The organism is Marinobacter vinifirmus (assembly GCF_002258215.1).
Taxonomy (GTDB): domain Bacteria; phylum Pseudomonadota; class Gammaproteobacteria; order Pseudomonadales; family Oleiphilaceae; genus Marinobacter; species Marinobacter vinifirmus.
In genome coordinates this window covers 14,799-35,665 of sequence record NZ_NEFY01000020.1, presented here as the reverse complement: position 1 = coordinate 35,665, position 20,867 = coordinate 14,799, and the positions used below count along the sequence as shown (strand labels likewise).

Annotated in this window: 18 protein-coding genes; 1 reads left to right on the top strand and 17 read right to left on the bottom strand. The window is 53.8% G+C overall.

Annotated features, from left to right (window positions below):
- A partial coding sequence (locus B9Q17_RS15725; RefSeq protein WP_154707655.1) for an IS3 family transposase occupies positions 1-624 on the top strand: 624 nt, incomplete at its 5' end.
- Positions 625-710: 86 nt separating this feature from the next.
- Here the strand turns inward: B9Q17_RS15725 and pgm are convergent.
- The 17 genes from pgm to B9Q17_RS15640 form a co-directional block, all read right to left on the bottom strand.
- Positions 711-2,276 (bottom strand): phosphoglucomutase (alpha-D-glucose-1,6-bisphosphate-dependent), encoded by a 1,566-nt coding sequence (pgm, locus tag B9Q17_RS15720; protein WP_094625946.1) that lies wholly within the window; start codon positions 2,274-2,276, stop codon positions 711-713.
- Positions 2,277-2,340: 64 nt separating this feature from the next.
- Positions 2,341-2,709, bottom strand: a complete 369-nt coding sequence (locus B9Q17_RS15715) for a GxxExxY protein (protein ID WP_036218735.1) — start codon at positions 2,707-2,709, stop codon at positions 2,341-2,343.
- A 197-nt stretch (positions 2,710-2,906) separates the two neighbouring features.
- The gene (locus B9Q17_RS15710; protein ID WP_094625945.1) at positions 2,907-4,034 is read right to left on the bottom strand and encodes a Fic family protein; all 1,128 of its coding nucleotides are present in this window, start codon (positions 4,032-4,034) and stop codon (positions 2,907-2,909) included.
- 105 nt (positions 4,035-4,139) lie between these two features.
- Positions 4,140-5,156, bottom strand: coding sequence for a T6SS phospholipase effector Tle1-like catalytic domain-containing protein (locus tag B9Q17_RS15705; RefSeq protein ID WP_094625944.1), 1,017 nt, complete (start codon positions 5,154-5,156; stop codon positions 4,140-4,142).
- 27 nt (positions 5,157-5,183) lie between these two features.
- A complete protein-coding gene (locus B9Q17_RS15700) occupies positions 5,184-6,950 on the bottom strand; it encodes an SLC13 family permease (protein WP_094625943.1) in 1,767 nt (588 codons plus the stop codon).
- A 73-nt stretch (positions 6,951-7,023) separates the two neighbouring features.
- The gene (cysC, locus tag B9Q17_RS15695) at positions 7,024-7,617 is read right to left on the bottom strand and encodes an adenylyl-sulfate kinase (protein WP_094625942.1); all 594 of its coding nucleotides are present in this window, start codon (positions 7,615-7,617) and stop codon (positions 7,024-7,026) included.
- On the bottom strand, positions 7,614-9,026 hold the full coding sequence (gene cysN, locus B9Q17_RS15690) for a sulfate adenylyltransferase subunit CysN (RefSeq protein WP_094625941.1): 1,413 nt from the start codon (positions 9,024-9,026) through the stop codon (positions 7,614-7,616). The genes cysC and cysN overlap by 4 nt, the downstream gene beginning before the upstream one ends.
- Positions 9,026-9,940: a sulfate adenylyltransferase subunit CysD gene (gene cysD / locus B9Q17_RS15685; RefSeq protein ID WP_094625940.1), complete on the bottom strand. Its 915-nt coding sequence runs from the start codon at positions 9,938-9,940 to the stop codon at positions 9,026-9,028. The genes cysN and cysD overlap by 1 nt, the downstream gene beginning before the upstream one ends.
- A gap of 127 nt (positions 9,941-10,067) precedes the next feature.
- Entirely contained in the window at positions 10,068-11,033 is a 966-nt protein-coding gene (locus tag B9Q17_RS15680; protein WP_094625939.1) for a DHH family phosphoesterase, read from the bottom strand.
- Positions 11,030-12,130, bottom strand: a complete 1,101-nt coding sequence (locus B9Q17_RS15675; protein ID WP_244177414.1) for a glycosyltransferase family 4 protein — start codon at positions 12,128-12,130, stop codon at positions 11,030-11,032. Before B9Q17_RS15675 ends, B9Q17_RS15680 begins: the two co-directional genes overlap by 4 nt.
- Before the next feature lie 134 nt (positions 12,131-12,264).
- Entirely contained in the window at positions 12,265-13,014 is a 750-nt protein-coding gene (locus B9Q17_RS15670) for a YdcF family protein (RefSeq protein ID WP_244177413.1), read from the bottom strand.
- Positions 13,015-13,180: 166 nt separating this feature from the next.
- Positions 13,181-14,221 (bottom strand): EpsG family protein, encoded by a 1,041-nt coding sequence (locus B9Q17_RS15660; RefSeq protein WP_094625936.1) that lies wholly within the window; start codon positions 14,219-14,221, stop codon positions 13,181-13,183.
- Between the two features lie 45 nt (positions 14,222-14,266).
- On the bottom strand, positions 14,267-16,231 hold the full coding sequence (gene asnB / locus B9Q17_RS15655; protein ID WP_094625935.1) for an asparagine synthase (glutamine-hydrolyzing): 1,965 nt from the start codon (positions 16,229-16,231) through the stop codon (positions 14,267-14,269).
- Positions 16,231-17,340: a glycosyltransferase gene (locus B9Q17_RS15650; RefSeq protein WP_094625934.1), complete on the bottom strand. Its 1,110-nt coding sequence runs from the start codon at positions 17,338-17,340 to the stop codon at positions 16,231-16,233. Before B9Q17_RS15650 ends, asnB begins: the two co-directional genes overlap by 1 nt.
- A 36-nt stretch (positions 17,341-17,376) precedes the next feature.
- On the bottom strand, positions 17,377-18,321 hold the full coding sequence (locus B9Q17_RS15645; protein WP_094625933.1) for a KpsF/GutQ family sugar-phosphate isomerase: 945 nt from the start codon (positions 18,319-18,321) through the stop codon (positions 17,377-17,379).
- A gap of 9 nt (positions 18,322-18,330) precedes the next feature.
- A complete protein-coding gene (locus tag B9Q17_RS18095; protein WP_154707654.1) occupies positions 18,331-19,749 on the bottom strand; it encodes a hypothetical protein in 1,419 nt (472 codons plus the stop codon).
- Between the two features lie 22 nt (positions 19,750-19,771).
- Positions 19,772-20,812 carry a polysaccharide pyruvyl transferase family protein gene (locus B9Q17_RS15640; protein ID WP_094625932.1) on the bottom strand — a complete coding sequence of 347 codons (1,041 nt, stop codon included), beginning with the start codon at positions 20,810-20,812 and terminating at the stop codon, positions 19,772-19,774.
- Between the last annotated feature and the right edge of the window lie 55 nt (positions 20,813-20,867).

Here is a 20,867-nt window from a genome sequence, read left to right as displayed (position 1 = left end):
CACAAAATCGTTCAGCGGCTGATGCAACAGCTGGGGCTGAAATCCAGAGTTCGGGTGAAGCGATACCGCTCCTACCGAGGCCCCGTGGGCAAGAAAGCACCGAATCTACTGGCCCGGGACTTCCGGGCCACCAAGCCCAACACGAAGTGGGCAACGGACGTTACTGAGTTCAAGGTGCAAGGACGCAAGCTGTACCTGTCGCCGGTGATGGACCTGTTCAACGGTGAAATCCTGGCCTATGAACTCCGTGACCGGCCGGTGCTTCCCATGGTCACGGAGATGCTGAAAAAGGCCTTGAGGCGACTCAAGCAAGGAACCAGTCCAGTGGTACACTCGGACCAAGGCTGGCATTACCAGCATCCGGAGTATTGCCGGATGCTCGAGGAGAAGGGGCTAACTCAAAGCATGTCTCGCAAGGGCAATTGCCTGGACAACGCGGCTATGGAGAGCTTCTTCGGCACATTGAAATCCGAGTTCTATTACTTGAACCGGTTCGATAGCGTTGAGCAATTACGACACGGAATTGAGCAGTACATTGACTACTATAACCACCACCGGATCCGGCTGACACTCAATGGCCTGACTCCGGTGGAGTACAGAGAGCAGGCTGCCGCTGCAGCCTGATTAAACTGTCCAAGTTTTAGGGGTCACTTCAGTCAGGGAGTCTGACCCGTAGGGTCAGACCCCTTCGGAACCCCTTCGCAGACTCCTCACCTAAGCAGCGTCTCAGCCTGCACAAAAATCTGACTCAGGTGTTCCGCCCCCAAAAAACTCTCCCCATAAATCTTACAAAGATCCTCAGTCCCACTAGGCCGCGCCGCAAACCACCCATTCCGGGTCGTCACCTTCAGGCCACCAATTGCCGCGCCATTGCCCGGCGCAACCGTCATGGCCTCCACAATCGGTTCCCCGGCTAACTCGGTAAACGGCAAGTCCTCCGGCTTCAGGGTTTTCAGCTTTTGCTTCTGCGCAGCGGTGGCGGGGAAGTCTTTTCGGCGGTAAACCGGCGCACCGTACTTATCCGTCAGCTCCGCATAGTATTCACTGGGTAACTTGCCGGTCTTGGCGCGGATCTCCGCCGCCAGCAGGCACAAAATAATGCCGTCTTTGTCGGTGCTCCAGGGCTTACCATCAAAGGTCAGAAAACTCGCCCCGGCGCTTTCTTCGCCGCCGAACACCAGCACGCCGGTGTGCAGGCCTTCCACAAACCATTTGAAGCCCACCGGCACTTCGTAAGGCTCCCGGCCCTGCCCGGCTACCACACGGTCGATAATGGACGACGACACCAGGGTTTTACCCACCTTCAACTCCGCGCCCCACTGCGGCCGGTGGCTGAGCAGGTAATCGATGCACACCGCCAGGTAATGGTTCGGGTTCATCAGGCCGGCGGCGTCGACAATGCCGTGGCGGTCGGCGTCTGGGTCATTACCGAAGGCCAGGTCGAAGCGGTCTTTGATGGTCAGCAGGTTGGCCATGGCGGCAGTGCTGGAGCAATCCATGCGGATCTTGCCGTCGTGGTCCGGGGGCATGAAGGCGAAATCCGGGTCCTGGTTGCGGTTCACCACTTCCAGGTCCAGGCCATAGTGCTTGGCAATGGCGTCCCAAACCGCCAACGCCGCGCCGCCCATGGGGTCTACGCCCAGCTTCAGGCCGCTGCTGGCAATGGCACCCATATCCAGCACCTGCCCCAGCCGCTGCACGTATTCCTGCACAAAGTCCCAGGGCTCGGCCGCCACTACCGCCTGCCGGCGGGGAGAGGTTTTTACACCCGCCAGCCCGGCTTCCAACAATTCGTTCGCGCGCTGCTCAATCCAACCCGTAGCATCCGTACCCGCCGGGCCGCCGTCCGGGCCGTTGTACTTAATCCCGCCATCCTCCGGGGGATTATGAGAAGGCGTAATGATCAACCCATCCGCCAATGCCGCCGGCTTATCGGTGTTGTGCACCAGAATGGCATGGGACACCAGCGGCGTGGGCGTAAAGCCCCCGGCAGAATCCACCCGCGTCACCACACTGTTACCCGCCAATACCTCCAACACCGAATCCATCGCCGGGCCAGACAGGGCATGGGTGTCTTTGCCCACGTACATTGGCCCGGTAATGCGCTGCTTATTCCGCCAGTCCACGACCGCCTGGGTAATGGCCAGGATGTGGTAGCGGTTGAAGCTGCGGTTCAGCGACGTGCCGCGGTGGCCGGAAGTGCCGAAGGATACTCTTTCAGCGGGGTTCTGGGGGTTGGGGGTGTGTTCTTTGTAGGCTGCCAGTACTTTGTTCATTGGTGGGGGAGAGTTCCTTTTTTTTGCCACGAAATCCACGAAAGGACACGAAAAAATTAAGAGACTAATAAATGATGCGCTTTACTGTGGCTTTGGGAAAAGCAAAGTTGACTAACAAGCCGAGCTTCAAACCTGTCGCCTTCAAGTAGTTGATTAACTGGGATTCTGCTGCGAGCGGGACTTTTTGCTGGGCCTTTAGCTCAACGATAATGCGATTCTCCACGAGTAAATCCAAACGGTGCTCGGCTAGGGGCTGGCCTTTGTAGTTGATGGTAACCGCGGCTTCAGACTCCACAGCCAACCCAGCAGCCCGCAATTCGTGTACCAACGCCCGCTGATACACCGATTCAAGAAAACCACAACCCAGGTGGCGATAAACCTCGTATACACAACCGGTAATCCGGTAACAGAGCTCTTTTTCCTTGAGCATCATCTAGTCCTTTTACTGATTTTTTTTGCCACGAAATCCACGAAAAAACACGAACAAAGATGACTGATAAGAAAAACCAAAAGCTTTCTATCTTTAATTTCGTGTTTTTTCGTGGATTTCGTGGCCAAACAGTCCTTATCTTTTCATTTTTCCGTGTCCTTCCGAGGATTTCGTGGCAAAAAAGTCTTTAACCCGCAGAATCACAAGTCCAGCTTATACCGAGCATAGCGCCCTTTGCTATAAATGGGCGCCAGCACACCCTTAACAACCAGGTGTTGGAGATCCCGGGTAGCAGTGGCTTTGGAGCAACGCGTTAAGTTCTGATATTTCGCCGCATTGATCCCATTTTCAAAGCTCGGCGCATCCTGGCCCAGCATCCTGCGAATCAGCTTAAGCTGTCTGTCATTCAGAGATTCAGTGTCGAGCCCGTCCCAGAAGCGGGCCTTTTTCACCACGTACTGAATAACATCAAACGCACCTTCCAACGCCTCAACAACCCGCTCGCCAAACCAATTAACCCAAGGCGTCACATCCAGCATATCTTTCGACGCCTTGTTAAGCTGCTGGTAATAAGCCTTCCGATGTCGACTTAACACCGTTGCCAGGCTCATCATCAGCGGCTGCCCCAGCATCTGGCACACAGCCACATCCGCAATAGCCCGCCCCACCCTGCCATTACCGTCTTCATAGGGGTGAATCGTTTCAAACCACAGATGAGCAATCGCCGCACGCGCCACACCGGGTAAGGCGCGGGAGCCATCCTCAAACCAATCCAGGAACCGCTGCATTTCCTCGGGCACACGCACAGAAGGCGGGGCCTCGAAGTGAATCGTCGGATTGTGAACAGGGCCAGAGACGATCTGCATGGCATCTGGATGAGTACGCCACTGCCCCGCCATGCCGGCCGGGCCCAGAAACGGGCCAGAATTGTGCACCGGAAGCACCAGTTCATTCCAGTGGTGCAGGCGTTCCGCTGTTAATGGGTCTTCGTAAAGATCCATCACTTCAAGAATCAGAGCGGAGATACCTGCCGCTACCGGGTCATGTACCGCCATCTTCTCATTGGGGCTCAAAAAATGATTCTTGATGGAGCTGCGCACATCCTCGCGATTAAGCGATTCGCCCTCAATCGCACTGGTTTCGATCGCAGCGCTGACCAGAAGATCCAACTTCGCTTCGCTACCAAGGCTTTCCGGCACAACCGCCATCGCCCCAAGAATCTTATGAGACGCCGCAAGAGCCTTACTCGTCCAGAGCTCTGCAGATTTCTGATCAAAGCTGTAAGCGGGCCAGTTGTCCAGTTGCCATGTATACATCGAATGAGCCATTAGAAGAAACCTATCGGCTCACCTTAGCATGAAATATGAGCCGATAGAAAAACATAACGGCTCAACCGAAACTGGGCCTCCCGTTCCTTGGAGTGAAATATTTTTTTAGCAGTCACCCACCAAACTCACACCACCCCACCCCAAACGCCCAACCAACTCCCCCAACCCAGGGCTCTTGTACGGCACCAAATCATCCTCCCACCGCCGCCGTACGCTTTCATGCACCACCGGCTCAACCGCCCGCATATGCTTGCGCCCCATGGCCTTATAGAAGCCTTTGTACTCATTATGCTGCCGCCCTGCATAATCCGGGTTCAGGCGCAGGAGGAAGTGGGGTTCCAGGCCCAAGCCGCAGGCCTGGGCTTCGCGGGCCATCCACTCTCCGGGGATATCGCCCAGGGCGTGGTCCGGGTAGCCACCGCCGATGTCGGTATGCACACCGGCAAACCATACCTGCTGCAAATCAATCCCCGCCTTGGGGCTCCACAGGGTAGGCTCGAAATCCTGCCGGTTCTCGTCTATGGCCACCGCATGGCGGGCGTGGTTGATGATGCGGCTGGGCTCGGTGTCGTGGAACAGGTAGCGGCTGGTACCCAGGGTACCCAGAAACGGCGCGGGAATGCCCAGGGCGCCGACGGTATCGAACACGCCGATAAAGTGAATACGGCTCACATCCGCCACCGCGTAGTTCCTGCGAAAGGTCCCCGCCTTCTGCCGCCCGGGGGCAGAGGCCGGGCCTCGGTTGCGGTACAGGGCATAGGCATGGCCCACCTTCTCGGCATGTTCGCGCCGCAAAATCCCGCAGTTACGAATCAGCCCCGCCAGCGAGCGCACCGTATAGGCCCCGCGGCTGAACCCGAACAGATACAGCGCATCCCCCGGCTCGTAGTTATGCACCACAAAGCGGTAGCAATCCTGAATGTTCTTGTCGATGCCCTTGCCGGTAATACCGCCGGAGAACTTGTCCCCCTCCGAACCCACACCCCAGTCGTAAAACACCACCTGCTTATTACCGGCCGCATCCTCCGGGGCCATGCCCTCAGCCAGGCGCAGAACGTGGGTGGATGTGTCGGATTCCGGCGATTGCCAGGTTCCGTCTGAGCAAATGATGATGTTTTTCATAGTGCCTCCTGCTCCCTGGAGTAAGTTCTAAAACCCCCAAACCAACGGTATCAACCCAACTGCCACGACCCCCACCAGCAGCGACAACGGCGTACCAATCCGAACATAGTCCGTAAACCGATACCGCCCAGGGCCATACACCATCAGGTTAGTCTGGTATCCCAACGGCGTGATAAACGAAGCAGACGCGGCGAACATCACTGCAATGGCGAAGGGCAGCACGCTTACACCCAGCTGCTCGGAAATGGCCAGGGCGATGGGGAACATCAGCACCGCAGCAGCGTTGTTGGTGATCATTTCGGTGAATGCAGCGGTCAGCACATACACCAGCGCCAACGCCACCCAGGGCGTGAGCGGGCCGAAGCTCAGCAGGCTGCTGGCCACCCACTCTGCGGCACCGGTTGCCGTCATGGCATTGCCAAGCGCGAAAGACGCTGCAATCACCACCAACACTGGCAAATCGACACTTCGGCGGGCGCGGCTTGCAGTCAGGCAGCCTGCCAGAATCATGCCACCAGCCGCCAGGAAAGCCGCTTCAAGAATCGACAGCAGCCCGGAGGCACTCAGCAACACCATCACCCCCAGAATCCCCAACGCACGGGGCGCCTTGTGGAAATCCGGCGGAGTGGAATCGTTCAGGGCGCTCACCAGCAAAAAGTCCCGGCGGAAGCGGTATTGCGCCACAAACTGTTCACTGGCTTCCAGCAGCAGGGTATCCCCCATGCGAAAGGTAATATCACCCAGCTTACCCGGCACCCGCCGGCCCTCGCGGGATACTGACAAAATAACTGCATTAAAACGGGTACGAAACCGACTATCACGGATGGTCTGCCCCAAGGCCGAGAACTCCGGCCCCAGCACCACCTCTACCAGACAGCGCTGATGGTTCTCCACCTCCAGCTTGTGCACACTGCCATTCGCAGGTTTCAGGCCCTGAATCCGCCGCAGCTCACTGGCACATTCCGGCGCCCCCACAAAGTACAGCTTATCGCCAGCCTGCAGGGTTCTGTCCGGCTCTACTGCCGTAATAAGTCGACCACTACGGTCGATCTCCGTCAGGTAGCCATAGCTCAGCGCGCGCAACCCGGCTTCAGCCACCGTCTTACCCGCCAGCGGCCCGGGGCTGGCCACTTCCATCTCGACGCCATATTCCCGAACCAGATCCAGCTCTTCAGAAATGCCGCCACGGTCTGGCAGCAACCGATGGCCAAACAGCACCAAAAACCCACCGCCAATCACCAGCAACGGAATGCCCACCCAGGCCAGCTCAAAAAGCCCCAGGTTGATCCCCAGCGCACTCTGCAACATGCCATCCACCACCAGGTTGGTGCTGGTGCCAATCAACGTGCAGGTGCCGCCCAGAATGGCTGCGTAACTCAGGGGAAGAAGAAGCTTTGAAGCCGGAATACCCAGGCGCTGGGCCCAGTCCTGAATGGCCGGAATGAACATGGCCACTACAGCCGTGTTGTTCATAAAGGCACTCAAAATGCCCGTGGGCGCAATCATCCTCACCTGCGCGCCACGCTGGGATTTCGGGTGCCCCAACAGCATGCGGGCAATCCACTGCACCGCCCCGGTTTCCTTCAAGCCGGCCGCCACCACGTACAAGGTAGCAATGGTAATCACCCCCGGATTAGCAAACCCTGCCAGCGCCTGAACCGGCCCCAGAATCCCGGTGAACAACAACAACGCAAGCGCCGACATCAGCACCAAATCGGCCGCTATACGGGTAACCGCCAGCGTGCCCAGCACCCCTGCCAGCGTCATCAAAGTAAGAACAGCCTGCCAATCCATGCAACCAAGCCTGAATTGGGGTCAGACCCCCGATACATTTGCCGGAGCAAAATGTATCGGGGGTCTGACCCCGTTATTTAATAAGTTCGCGGTGCCGGAGGTATTCGATCAGAGACTCCACACACTGCTCCACCGTCATGGCAGATGTGTCCAAACGAACTTCCGGGCGCTCCGGGGCCTCGTAGGGAGAGGTGATACCAGTGAAGTGTTTGATCTCGCCTGCGCGGGCTTTCTGGTACAGGCCTTTCGGGTCCCGGTCTTCGCAAGTGTCCAGCGGGGTGTCCATGAACACCTCGATGAACTCGCCGGCGGGGAACAGGTTGCGTACCAGGCGGCGGTCGCTGGTGAAGGGGCTGATGAAGGCGCTGAGCACGATCAGGCCGGCATCGGCAAACAGCTTGCTCACCTCGCCAATGCGGCGGATATTTTCTACCCGGTCGTCATCGGAGAAGCCCAGATCCTTGCACAGGCCGTGGCGCACGTTGTCGCCGTCCAGCAGGAAGGTGTGATAACCCCGCTCGTGCAGGGCAACGTCCAGGGCATTGGCGATGGTGGACTTGCCACTGCCGCTCAGGCCGGTGAACCAAAGCAGGCAGGGCTTCTGGTTTTTGTTACTGGCGCGGTCTGCGCGGGTAACTTTGTGGTTATGCCAAACAATATTGCTCATACCGCCTTACAACCCCACTCGGGATAATTCTCACGGATAAACTTATTCAGATTCCGCTCAGCCTCGGAATACTCCCGCTTCGGCAACTCCCCGGAAGCATCCAGTGCCCGCTCAACCATGCCAGCCGCAACCGTCACATTCGTCAGCCGGTCAATCAGGATAAACTCACCGGTACCCGGGTGGTTTTTGTAGTCTTCAACCACTACCGCCTCAGACAACTCCACATCACACAGGCCAATGGCGTTCAGTTCCAGCCCGCCGGTCACGTTGGTGCTGCGCTCCAGGGTGTTTACATCCACCTCTTCCAGCACCTTGTTCACAAAGCAGCCGGTTACCTTGGTGCCGATTTTGATGCCGTACTCACGGCCCAGCACCAAGGCTTTTTCATTCATCCACACCACATGGGCGGCGAAACGCTGGCCCATATCCGGCTGCTGATTAGCGTGCACCAGCAGATCGCCCCGGGAAATGTCGATCTCGTCTTCCAAAGTGATGGTCACCGCATCACCCGGCCAGGCGCGGGGAACCTCGCCTTCGTAGGTGTGAATGCCCTTCACCCGGGAGGACTTGCCAGACGGCAGCACTGCCAGCTCATCACCTTTATGCACCACACCACTGGCCACGGTGCCGCAATAGCCCCGGAAATCCAGGTTCGGACGGTTCACAAACTGCACCGGGAAGCGGAAATCTTCCACGTTCTGGTCTTTACGCAGTTCAACCTGCTCCAGAATCGTCATCAGGGTTTCACCGTGGTACCAGGGCGTTTGCTCGCTACGGTTTACCACGTTGTCGCCGTTCAGGGCGGAAATTGGCACATAGTAAACGTCTTGCAGACCCAACTGATCGGCCAGCTTCTGGTATTCGGCGCGGATCTCGTTAAAGCGCTCTTCACTGAACTCCACCAGATCCATCTTGTTGATGGCCACCACCACATGCTTCAGGCCCAGCAGGCTGACAATAAAGCTGTGCCGGCGGGATTGGGTGAGCACACCCTTGCGGGCGTCGATCATCACCACGGCGAGGTCGCAGGTAGACGCACCGGTGGCCATATTGCGGGTGTACTGCTCGTGGCCCGGGCAGTCCGCAATGATGAATTTGCGTTTGTCGGTGCTGAAGTACCGATAGGCCACATCAATGGTAATGCCCTGTTCCCGCTCGGAAGCCAGGCCGTCTACCAACAGGGCCAGGTCCAGCGCTTCGCCGGCATTACCCTGGCGCTCGTTGTCTTTGTGCAGCGCGGCCAGGTGGTCCTCAAAAATCAGCTTGGAATCGAACAGCAGCCGGCCAATCAGGGTGGATTTGCCGTCGTCCACGCTGCCGCAGGTCAGAAACCGCAGCAGGTCTTTGTTCTCGTGCTGGTCCAGATACGCGAGGATGTCTTTTTCAATCAAAACCGATGCGTGCGACATTAGAAATACCCCTCCCGCTTCTTCTGCTCCATCGATGCTGCGCCGTCGTGGTCAATCACCCGGCCCTGACGCTCGGAAGTGGTCGTCAACAGCATTTCCTGAATAATTTCCGGCAAGGTCGCCGCTTCGGATTCCACCGCGCCGGTCAGCGGGTAGCAGCCCAGGGTACGGAACCGCACCATCTTCATTTCCGGCGTTTCGCCCGGCTCCAGCGGCATGCGGTCGTCGTCCACCATAATTAGCGTGCCACCACGCTCCACCACCGGGCGCTCAGCGGCGTAGTACAGGGGCACAATGTCGATATTTTCCAGATAGATGTATTGCCAGATATCCAGCTCGGTCCAGTTGGAGAGCGGGAACACGCGAATGCTTTCGCCCTTGTTCACCTTGCCGTTGTACAGGCTCCACAACTCCGGGCGCTGGTTTTTCGGGTCCCAGCGGTGGAACTTGTCGCGGAACGAATACACCCGCTCCTTGGCCCGGGACTTCTCCTCATCCCGGCGGGCGCCACCAAAGGCCGCATCAAAGCCATACTTGTCCAGCGCCTGCTTCAGCGCCTGGGTCTTCATCACATCGGTGTGCTTGGCACTACCATGGGTAAACGGCCCGATGCCCTGCTCCACGCCTTCCTGGTTGGTATGAACAATCAGCTTCATACCCAGCTTCTCGGCCATCTTGTCCCGGAAGGTAATCATCTCCCGGAACTTCCAGGTGGTATCTACATGCATCAGCGGAAACGGCGGCTTGCCGGGGGCGAAGGCCTTCATAGCCAGGTGCAGCATCACCGCGGAGTCTTTGCCGATGGAATACAGCATCACCGGGTTATCAAACTCGGCGGCCACTTCACGAATAATATGAATCGACTCCGCCTCTAACTGCTTGAGGTGGGTTTTCTTCGGGGGTGTTAAAGTCATTACTCTTCCATTTATTTGTTTGGCCACGAAATCCACGAAAGAACACGAAATAAAAGACAAAAACGCTTTTCTTTATCTAATCAGTATTCTTTGTTCGTGTTTTTTCGTGGATTTCGTGGCAAAAAAATCAGTCAGCCCAAAACTCAGACATCACGCCAACAAACGCATCCAGCTGCTCCGCCGGCAAATCATTAATCCCGGCCGCTGCCTTACGCCCGCCACCGGTCGGAAACTGCCTCGCCACGTCATCAGCCCCGGTGCGGTTGTTCAAAGGCGCACGAATACTTACAAGGTAAGAACCATCGGCCTTTTCGGTCACAATCGCACAAGCCTTATCCGGGTTACGGTTAGCCAGCTCATTACCCAGCACGCCACTCACCCGCCGGGCCCAGGCTTGGTCGGGCAACTTTACCACCAGCGAGGTTGCAGTTTCATTCAGCACCGGCGCAGCCAGCCCTTCGGCCATATCCGCCCGGTAACCATCCCGCAGCTTCTGCCAGGCGGCAGGCTCGGTGGCAATCAAGTCCAGCGGGTCTTCAAACTGCACAAACGCCCGGTACAAATCCGCCGGGTGAAAGTGCAAATCCTCCACGGTGGCGCCATAGCCGTTGTAGTTGATGCACACACCCAGGGTTTTCAGGGCTTCAGCCTGCTCGGCACTCAAACCCGATTTCGCAGCCAGCTCATCAGCCACCGCATTCAGGTTGTCCCCGAACGCCGCCGCAATAGCCCAGTTATGAAACCGCCCACCTAAATGCTGATCCACCAACAAACTGGTGCAGGTAGTGGGCTGGGTATCAATCAACGCGGTAAAGCCCGGCGCATCCGGCAGGGTTTCCCCGGGAAAGTGGTGGTCCACATAAAACACCGAACAGCCTGCGGCTAGCAAGCCATCGACCGCATCGCGGTTTTTATCCAGACTCACATCCAGAATGTTTACCCGGGAAGGCGATTCGGCCGGTGCTTTGCGAGCCAGGGCGATATCACGTTTAACGCCAGTGATCAGCGTGGAATCACAAGGCTCCGCCAGGCGAAGTTGAATCAGCGCGCAGATGCCGTCTGCGTCGCCGTTGAATACATCATAAACCTTCATAAACACTCCAAGTAGGCGCGAACCACCAAATCCTCACTAAACTCCCGCTCCATCCTCCCTCGGGCCGCATCCCCAGCCCTCTGCACTTCCACAGCATCCATCCCCACAACCCGCCGCATAACCCCAGCCAAAGACTCCGCACTGCGCACCTCACACAACCAACCGGTCACCTCCGGCTCTATGGCATGGCGGCAGCCGGGTACATCGGTCACTATGGCCGGGCGGCCCATGGCGGCGGCTTCCAGAACGGTGCGGGGCATGCCTTCGCGGTAAGAGGGCAACACCAGCACATGGGCCTGCTCAATCAGCGGGCGAACGTCGTCTGTGGCACCCGGGTATTCCACAATGCCCTCGGCCTGCCACTGGCGAACCTCCTCTTCGGAAATCGCCGTCCGGTTACTCACCCCCAACGGACCCACCAACAGGCAACGCACATCCAGCCCTTCGGCTTTCAGCTGCCGGCAGGCTTCGGCATACTCCCGAACACCCTTATCCCCCAGCAAACGGGCAATCATAATAAAGGTGAACGGCCCGCCTTCCGGCAGGGGCGAGGCCTGAAACCGCTGCAAATCCACCCCGGACCCCGGTAACAGGGTAAAAGGCGTATCCCCCAGCATTCCTTTGCCCCGGAACACCCCCAGATCTTCCTCGTTCTGGAAAAACAACCGATGCGCCCGGCGGTTCACCAGGCCATACACCTGCCGCACCCGCCGGAACAGCCAGGAATCGTGAATAAACGCCGTACCCAGGCCGGAAATATTGTTGGCAAACGGAACCTTCTGCAGCGCACACACCAGCCCGCAATAAATGTTCATCTTCACCGTAAAGTTGAACACAAAATCCGGCCGGTACCGGCGCATCACCGCCCAGATAAACCGCAGGCTACGAAGCTCCTGCACCGCGCCCGTGCTCTTGCCATCCAGCGGCAAGCCAATGTGCTCCGCCCCCAGCTCATCCACCAGGCGCTGGCTGAAATCATCCGGCGGCGACAGGCAAATCACCCGGTTACCCTGCTCACGCAACGCCTGAATCGTGCTCGCGCGGAAGTTATACAAATACCAAGAGGTATTAGACGTAAGAAAAACAACCCGCTTCAAAAGCGCACCCGCCTGCCCGTGCCCTTGTAACTCAGCTATGTCTTTGCGTACTGCCAATCTACTACCCCACTGGTGCACTGGTGCGGCTTAAATTCAGTGTTTTAATAAATTCAGAGTGTGCCATTGCAGAGTTACTACCGCCCAACCAGACGCCCAACAATTTCCTTGATTGCCCGACTGCTGCTGTCCAGCGCACTGGTTTCAGGGAGCAGGTCTCGCCATAGGGGCCTGGACAGTACCTCTTGATCGGTTGCGACCGGAATAACCTCCAGGCCCTGAGCCTGGAACAATCCCTTCGCCCTTGGCATGTGATAGGCAGAAGTGATCAGCAGAATCCGGTTAATGCCCTGCTCTGCCAGTATCTCCGCTGAGTGCTCCGCATTCTGTGTGGTATTTCGGCTTTGCTGCTCCAAAAGAATGGCCTGTTCAGGAACGCCAAGATCCACCATAAACCGCTGCATGGCCTCTGCCTCCGAAGTGGCGCTATGCTCGGGATCGCTGCCACCCGTCAACAGCACCAGCGGTGCTTTAGATGCGTGGAACAACCGGGCGGCATGCCAAACCCGATCAGCACCGGATTCCAGGTTCGGATACAGGTCACCATGGCCGGCAGGCGACACGCCGCCGCCCAACACCACAATAGCCTCTGCCTGGGGCACTTCATGAACCGCCATGGGTGGGAATTGATCTTCCAGGTAGCCGCGTACCCAGTTGCTAGCCAAAGGCAAGGACCAGAACCAGAGCCAAATCAGCGCTAAGACACCAAACCAGAAAGCCAGGCGCTTGCGACCTACCAAGGCCAGCAAGAGCGCGAGTAAGCCGCCAAATAACGATGCGCCCAAAGGCGACATCAGGGCTATGGTGAGTTTTGAGACCGCAAACATGGATTATTTATTGTTCTAAACAACACATTGAGAAAATAGTCAACTAAACTAGCGACCCAAAAAATGAACGAAGCCGGTATCGGCCAACCGCATCACACTATCCTGAACGCTACCCAAACCGGTTGCTGTCGCTGAGTGTAGTTGCCCCGCTAAACCGAGCCTTGCCTCAAGCCATGAAACTTGCCTGGTAAGGCAACCATTTTGCCGCATTTGTCGCAAACAATAACCAAACGGCCTGCACCAAAATGTAATATCCAACTACGGCAAGGGTTATCAGGCCCCGTTGACGGGGATCACTTACAATAAAAGGAAACCTTGAGAACACAAATACCTGAACAGGAATCAAATAAAGTGCAACACGATCCGTTGCTGTCGAAGAAATAATAACAAGCGGAATACAAATCAATGCCAAAAGAGACATCCAAAACCAGAGCTTTCTTTCTGATTCGGACAACAGAAAATATGATCGAAACCCAAGAAAAAGCATCGCTGGAATAGCGTTCATTAACACGCGAACCAACCCACCCTGAGAGTGCAGGTCCGCTTCCACGTAATTAACCCAGAGCTCCTCCGCCGAGTCAAACACAAATAGATAGCCGCCGAGTAGCGACATCAAGCTAATCCAGAATAAACTCCAAAATCGATTGGACGTTGCCGACAAGGCAGCCAAAGGCAACATTAATATTGCCGATTTATGAAAACTTGCACCAATCATTACCCAGAATACGAACCAGCGTATCTTTCCATTCGTCAATGAAACCAAGCTAATCAACACAAGACCTAAGGCCACTGACTGTCGGGTGTACCCCATACCGACCACAATAATCATGTAAGGCACAGATACTAGGAGGGCCAACCAAGGTAGAGGCTGGCTACGTGCAAACCTAACAACTCCTGCCATAAACACCATCCCACAGATAGTGTTAACTAAATAAATTGAACCGCCTAGCTGCGCCACCAGCCAATTAAGCGCATAGTACCCAGGGTCCCCAGCAGTAAGGGCGGACCAGAAGGTCTTACCATCCTGGACCTGAAGCAACCGTATGTATGCATTCCAATCCCCACCAACTTCAAACCTCAAACCTATGGCGAAAGAGAAAAACATCCACACCATGGCCCAAGCCCACACCTTGGATCTCTCGTTAAACCGTAGGTTGGCGACAATAACACCGACAGGAATGGCCAGGAAAAGCCAGTACGGAACCATGAATTACCTAACAGAAAAGAATTGATTTACAGGCAGACAGCGCTCTCATCTGATACTCGGTTTCCAACGCTTTGCCCAAGCGCAAAGTTGCAGTACTGACCATAATTGCTGGGCATAGTGCCCTTTGCCCCGAAGGTGTTTGTCCCAGATGTAATGGACCGCCTTAGTGTTGAAAACAGGAATATTATTCAAAGAAGCGGGCGCTAGAAGATCTTCGGCCCATTCTCTCAGCGGTCCACGCAACCATTCATCAAGCGGTACGGCAAACCCCATTTTAGGCCGCTCTATCAACTCTCGCGGTACATGGCGGTACAAAATCTGGCGCAACGCCCATTTACCCTGACCATCGCGCACACGCATATCCATTGGCAACTGCCAGGCTGCATCATAAACATGGGGGTCAAGAAATGGAGTCCGAACTTCCAAACCAGCTGCCATGCTGGCTCGATCAACCTTAACAAGAACATCATCTACCATAAAGTTGAGCGTATCCATCAGCATCATCCATTCGACCTGATTAAATCCGGCCAAAACTGGATAAAGTTGATCTAGCGGCGACTCTCGGTAAAAATTAGAGTTAAGTAATGTTCGAGGCTGCCTATTGACAGAAGCTAGCCCGGCAAAAAGCGCTCGATCGGAACTGCACTCAAGCACATCCGCCAACTTATAGAGTTTCTCACCAAATGTACGGATATAGAATCGGGAAGGAAGCACGCGTCCGCCTAGGTTCATCAGCCGATCATAACCATCAGAGGGTATGCCCCGCAGAAACTGCGACAATCTCTGACGAAGTGGCCGCGGCATACTAGCAAGTTTGCTCCAAACCCGAGGCACCCAAACATAGCGGTTGTAGCCACCAAACAACTCGTCACCAGCATCACCGCTTAAAGCCACAGTTACATGCTCTCTGGTAAGGCAGGAGATAAGATAAGTGGGTATTTGTGATGAATCTGCAAACGGTTCATCATAAATTTCTGACAATTTCGGAATCACGTCCAGGGCCATTTCTGACGTTGCCCGTAACGTGGTGTGCTCCGTACCAATATGCGCTGCCACGGCCGCTGCATGCGCTGACTCGTCATAGCGAGGATCATCAAATCCTACCGAAAACGTCTTGACCTTGCGATCAGACTGCGCTTGCATCAATGCAACAACTAAAGAGCTATCGATACCACCGGAAAGGAAAGCGCCAAGAGGTACATCTGCAGTCATCTGCCGCCGGACGGAGGCGGACAATGACTTCTCGACTAAGCTCACTCCTTGCTTTGACGAGGTTAAGGCAGTCTGGCGGGCAACACGCGCAGCTTCAACTGCACACCACCACTTTTCCGGATTCGGAAACTCACCAACTCGGCCGCTCTCGTGCGTAACACGGAGAGTGGTACCAGCCGGTAACTTGAGTACATTCTTATAGATGCTCTGACTGCCACCCACACACCCAAAACGCAGATAACTTTCCACAACGCCAGTATCAAGCTCGCCGACGAAGTCAGGGTACTCGTGAAACGACTTCAGTTCGGAGGCAAATACCAGCCCCCCACCTATGCGCCCATAATACAAAGGCTTCTCACCGAATCGATCCCGGGCCAAAGTAAGACACTGGGTTTCTCTATCCCAAAAAGCTATTGCAAACATGCCGCTTGCCCGGCGGAGCGTATCCACCACCCCCCATGTCTGGAAAGCGTACATTAATGTTTCAGTATCTGACGCACCGCGCCAAGCTATGTTACCTGCATGCTCCATACACAACTCATCTCGAAGCTCAGCATGGTTGTATATCTCGCCGTTGAAGACCATGGCGTACCGACCACAAGGAGACTGCATCGGTTGATGTCCTGCTGGTGATAAATCCAGAATTGATAAACGGCGGTGTGCAAGGATCAAAGAAGCACTACTATCCTGCCAAACACCTACATCATCTGGGCCACGATGCGCAATTACATCCACCATCCGCCTGAGATTCGCCTTAGTCACGCACCCAGAACCCAATACGCCAGCAAGCCCACACATCAGAAAAAACCTCCGTTACTGGTTGCTCCCGCATATAAGGCCATGTAACGACCTGCAGCCGCATCCAGTGAAAACTTGCTTATAACGCGCTGTCGGGCATTCTCCCCGATCTCTCCCCTTTTCTCGCATGACAACTCAAGCGCCTGCAGCATTGATCTAGCTAACGCATCGCAATCTCCCGGCGGCACCAAATAACCTGCATCACCCACAACTTCCTTCACACCTCCACAGCCTGTAGCCACGACGATACGCTTGCATGCCATTGCTTCAGCAACAACCAGCCCGAAGCCTTCCCATGCAGAAGAAAGAACAAATACATCGGATGCTGACATCAGAGCTGGTATGTCGTTACGGGCCCCAAGGAAAAAAACTCTGTCAGAAATTTCTAAAGAACTGGAGAGCTCCATCATTTGATGACGCAGGGGGCCATCGCCAACTATTACCAGTTTAGTGTGTACAGCATCTGCGATGGACTTAAACGATCTTAGCAAAGCCGGGTAATCTTTAGCCTCACATAGCCGGCCAACCGCAAGAAACAAGGCGCATGAATCATCCACACCTAACTCCTCTCTGATAGCCTGGCGAGACTTGTGGTCATAACGGAAAACATCTGGATCAACCCCATTATATACAACCACCATCCTTCCTTTTCGAACCGCTCTTTCTCGCTCGAAAGCCAACACTGCTTCATCGGAAACATTCGTTGAGATATCCGCCAATCGATCAGTTAAGCCATAGGCGAGCATCCGCCCCCTGCCCTCCTCATTGGTATTATGTGCGCTGCTAATCAAACATGGCACTGGCGCTACCAATCTCAATAACCGGCATATAATATTGGCATGAACCAAATGGCTATTAACCACATCTGGGCGAAACTCTAGAATCAAATTACGCATCCGACCAAGCCCAAGGACTATTCCAAACGGACTTTTTTTCAAGTCCATATTAACCAGACATACTCGGGAGTCTTGGGGACGAATACAAACATCGCCGTGCAAATAGGCCAAGACAACCTCATGCCCAAGCGATACATACTTATCTGCAAGCGATGTCAACAACCGCTCCGCACCACCGACTCCCAAACTGGTAATAACCAATAATATTCTCAACTGATATAGCTCCCAGATACGATTTTCATTACTAAGCTATATACGCGAAACATCTTGAAGCTTAACTATCCCTGCTAATTTCTCAAACTCATCCAACACCAATAGCGCTGTAACACCAGAGTCGAGCATCTTTTCCTCCGACCGTCTTACTAACTCACTACACAAAATAGTCAGCGGCTTGTTTGACATGATATCTTTGGATCTTAAATTAAGTATTTCACCCTTCCTGAATAACGCCCTGCGCAAATCACCATCCGTAATTATGCCAACAATTTCCTCTCCATCTAGAACGACTGAAAGCCCTAGTCCACCCTGCGTAATGACCATTATCACATCTTTTAAACAGGAGTCAGGATGAACATTAGGGACGACTGAATGCATTACATCCTGAACCTTAGTCAAGAGACTGCGCCCTAGACTACCTCCGGGGTGGAAAACAGCAAAATCCACAGGCTTAAAATCACGCTTTTCAATCAATGCAACTGCGAGCGCGTCTCCCATCGCAAGTGTCGCTGTGGTAGATGTAGTCGGAGCAAGATTGTTGGGGCATACCTCTCTTTCAACCGCCACACTTAAAACAACATCTACATTACGACCTAGAGTTGAATCAGGCCGGCCGACCAGCGCGATAACCTTCACTCCAAAATGCTTTAAAGAAGGAACTAAACGAATTACCTCTTCAGTTTCACCACTATAGGAGATTAATATGACAACATCTTCAAAGGCGAACATTCCTAGATCGCCATGAAAGGCTTCCGCAGGATGAACAAAAAAACTAGGCGTCCCGGTAGAAGCAAAAGTAGCAGCAATTTTCTTGCCTATAATTCCCGATTTCCCCATTCCTGAAACAATCACTTTACCGGAAGTCTTCATAATCAGATCAACAGCGTGATCGAAGCTTTGATCAAGGTTCTTCCCTATCAGCTTCAAAGCTTCACCCTGAGCAAGAAAAACACGTTTTCCAACATCTACACTTGACATAAAAGGCCTTTACCAAGAAATTTTCAAAGGTACTGCAGGATGAATTTCCGAATAGGATTCATCAAACATCTCGCTGTAGTTTTTTCGGTAAGAAATATCATCAAGAAAATGCAATACTTTTCCCGCGCTGGCCTCGCATTGAGGGAGCTTCGATAGTGCAGTGTCTAAAACCGTATTTTGGGGATCAAGAATCAAACTTAGAATACCCATTTGCAGCAAATCTATGGCAACAGTAGATGGACTGCTAAACACCCATTTACAGTTACCCGCAACATCAAAAATATTCGCATCGCTTGATAGCTCAGAAAATCCCTCTTGTTTTGCCACACTCCTAAGTTCAGACTGAATTTTCTCCGGCAATTCAGAAATTACAGGGTGGGGCTTCCAGTAGAGCGGACCGCAAATACCTACCAGACTACGGCTCGCCTGACCTACACAGCGGAGTAAAGAAATCTCGTCTTTCAAAGGGTCTGAACGAAAACGAGGATTCATCGGATGCGCGAGGTTTGTAAGCAAAAGAAACCCGGAATTCCCACGGCGTAAAGCAGGTTTCTTTGCTTTCTGAATACCACATACCCGATAGCATCCCAGCTTTTCGTATGCTACTGCGTCAAACTGACTTCGGAACCATGCCTCATTAGAGAATCCGACAAAATTAGGGCCGGTGGCCTGGCCATGCAAAACATGTATCGTTCTTCCCCCTCGCTTCTGGATAGAACGCTCCAGAAGAGTTGTGTCGGCAATGCCAGTGTGGCCAAAAAAAACCTCGGTAGGAAAACCCGACCTATCCCACCAGCGCGAAGCGACTACACCTAATCCAACTCGAAAGCTCACTGCAACTTGATCGCGGAACCGTAGGTTAAAAGGCATCCCCTTGTAAGAGCGCAACCCCTCTTGGAATGCTCCAGGAATATCCATCAACCCCAACAGACAAGCCATTGGGGAAAAAGGCATAACAATCGGTAGCGAAGTAGCCCCTTCCACTTGTAAGAGTTTACGGCGAACCTTTAACGCTTCCTTACCAAAACCCTCTAGTCGTCCAAGCAAGATCACCCCCCCTACTGGGGGGTGAGCACTACCAATAGCTTTTATTAAGTGCCGAGTTCGCGTACTCCATTCCGGGTGAATTGCTACTAGCCGCTCTGCATGAGACAGTTTGCATTCCTGTGCGGCCCCCAGCCTTTGGCGAACAAAGTAAAAGAACACCAGAACCCACCCAGTAATTATTGCTAAGGCGAGAATGCACCTTCCCAGTGCCGTGCCCTTGCGCTCTTCCGGGGACGGCAGTATCAAGTTGCGTTGTTCAGCTACCTCTGCGCTTATTTTTAACCACTCAAGATCCCAAACTGAGCCACCTGATCTAACAACCTTCTGAGCCCATTTCCAGGAGTTAATGCGATTAGATGCTTGACGATTACAAGATTTCATCAACCTACTCTCTTTACAGCGATCACTTTGACCGCATTAACTTTGCGAGATCAGAAAACATTTCTTCCGTAAGTACTGAAGCACTCTCTAGATAGGCAGACAAACTTTGATACTCAGCATCGCTCCACTGAGCTTCCTTTACCCTTTGAATATGGTCAGAATCAATAACGCTTTCATAGCGCCATGAGTCGAGCCCGGCGTCTTCGAATAACGCGGCGATCTTGTCTGTATTTGAAGGCAGGGCAATAATCGGGGTTCCGACTGACAACGCCAAGGTACACGCATGAAACCTCCCGGAAACCAAAAGACTGAAACCAGAAATCTCTTGAATAAACCTGTGCAAATCTTCCTGGCTAGACTTCCAAAGTCTATTTCGCATTTTCAGAAGCGCCACCAGCCTATACGGATTCGAAAAGTCTTCCCGTATAGATATTCCATCACGAATAAAACTCAGCCGACCTTTGGTTCCTTTAGCAGCATATCCGATAGAAACAGACTGACCTGAATTCATGTGCCTCAACTTCTCTAAAAAAAGAGACTTGAAGCGGTCAACATTGTCGGTAACACCGAGCTTACATATATCTCTATTGCAACGAAGAGGCCTGAAACCTTCATCTCTAGCAGCCCATATACTGAGATCTGGAACAACACGCACTACCTCGCCGGACGCCCTCATTCTTACTGCACTTCTCGTATCTCTTGCTGAAATAAAATCAAAGTTACGCAGCAGAGACAGCAGCGAAGGGCTATTGCCCTCCCAGCCTGCATTTACCAGCGCAGAACGCACCCCCAGAGAGCGAGTCACGCCCCCAATCTCTAGAAGCCGAAGCCCAGCCTCTCTGTCATGGTGAATAGTGCCCTCAGCGTTTACTAGAACTAAGTCGAAATCAGATACAAAACGCCGAAAATCTGACATTTTTCTCCAGTCCGAATGCGCAGGCAGAAAGGAAAACCTATCAACACCGTTCCTTGCTAAAAGCCTAACGATTGCTTGCATAACAGCACTGCAACCGTGATGCCTGTCAACACGAGTATCATTCACTATCAGAACACTTAAAATCATAAAATCACTTATCTATCATTACGATAGAGATATCTTCGGCAGTCAAAAACTGTAA

What these genes read in the sequence shown, in the direction of transcription:
- pgm (WP_094625946.1), bottom strand. Translation starts at nt 2,276, where the DNA reads ATGAACAAAGTACTGGCAGCCTACAAAGAACACACCCCCAACCCCCAG.
- B9Q17_RS15715 (WP_036218735.1), bottom strand. Translation starts at nt 2,709, where the DNA reads ATGATGCTCAAGGAAAAAGAGCTCTGTTACCGGATTACCGGTTGTGTA.
- B9Q17_RS15710 (WP_094625945.1), bottom strand. Translation starts at nt 4,034, where the DNA reads ATGGCTCATTCGATGTATACATGGCAACTGGACAACTGGCCCGCTTAC.
- B9Q17_RS15705 (WP_094625944.1), bottom strand. Translation starts at nt 5,156, where the DNA reads ATGAAAAACATCATCATTTGCTCAGACGGAACCTGGCAATCGCCGGAA.
- B9Q17_RS15700 (WP_094625943.1), bottom strand. Translation starts at nt 6,950, where the DNA reads ATGGATTGGCAGGCTGTTCTTACTTTGATGACGCTGGCAGGGGTGCTG.
- cysC (WP_094625942.1), bottom strand. Translation starts at nt 7,617, where the DNA reads ATGAGCAATATTGTTTGGCATAACCACAAAGTTACCCGCGCAGACCGC.
- cysN (WP_094625941.1), bottom strand. Translation starts at nt 9,026, where the DNA reads ATGTCGCACGCATCGGTTTTGATTGAAAAAGACATCCTCGCGTATCTG.
- cysD (WP_094625940.1), bottom strand. Translation starts at nt 9,940, where the DNA reads ATGACTTTAACACCCCCGAAGAAAACCCACCTCAAGCAGTTAGAGGCG.
- B9Q17_RS15680 (WP_094625939.1), bottom strand. Translation starts at nt 11,033, where the DNA reads ATGAAGGTTTATGATGTATTCAACGGCGACGCAGACGGCATCTGCGCG.
- B9Q17_RS15670 (WP_244177413.1), bottom strand. Translation starts at nt 13,014, where the DNA reads ATGTTTGCGGTCTCAAAACTCACCATAGCCCTGATGTCGCCTTTGGGC.
- B9Q17_RS15660 (WP_094625936.1), bottom strand. Translation starts at nt 14,221, where the DNA reads ATGGTTCCGTACTGGCTTTTCCTGGCCATTCCTGTCGGTGTTATTGTC.
- asnB (WP_094625935.1), bottom strand. Translation starts at nt 16,231, where the DNA reads ATGTGTGGGCTTGCTGGCGTATTGGGTTCTGGGTGCGTGACTAAGGCG.
- B9Q17_RS15645 (WP_094625933.1), bottom strand. Translation starts at nt 18,321, where the DNA reads ATGTCAAGTGTAGATGTTGGAAAACGTGTTTTTCTTGCTCAGGGTGAA.
- B9Q17_RS18095 (WP_154707654.1), bottom strand. Translation starts at nt 19,749, where the DNA reads ATGAAATCTTGTAATCGTCAAGCATCTAATCGCATTAACTCCTGGAAA.
- B9Q17_RS15640 (WP_094625932.1), bottom strand. Translation starts at nt 20,812, where the DNA reads ATGATTTTAAGTGTTCTGATAGTGAATGATACTCGTGTTGACAGGCAT.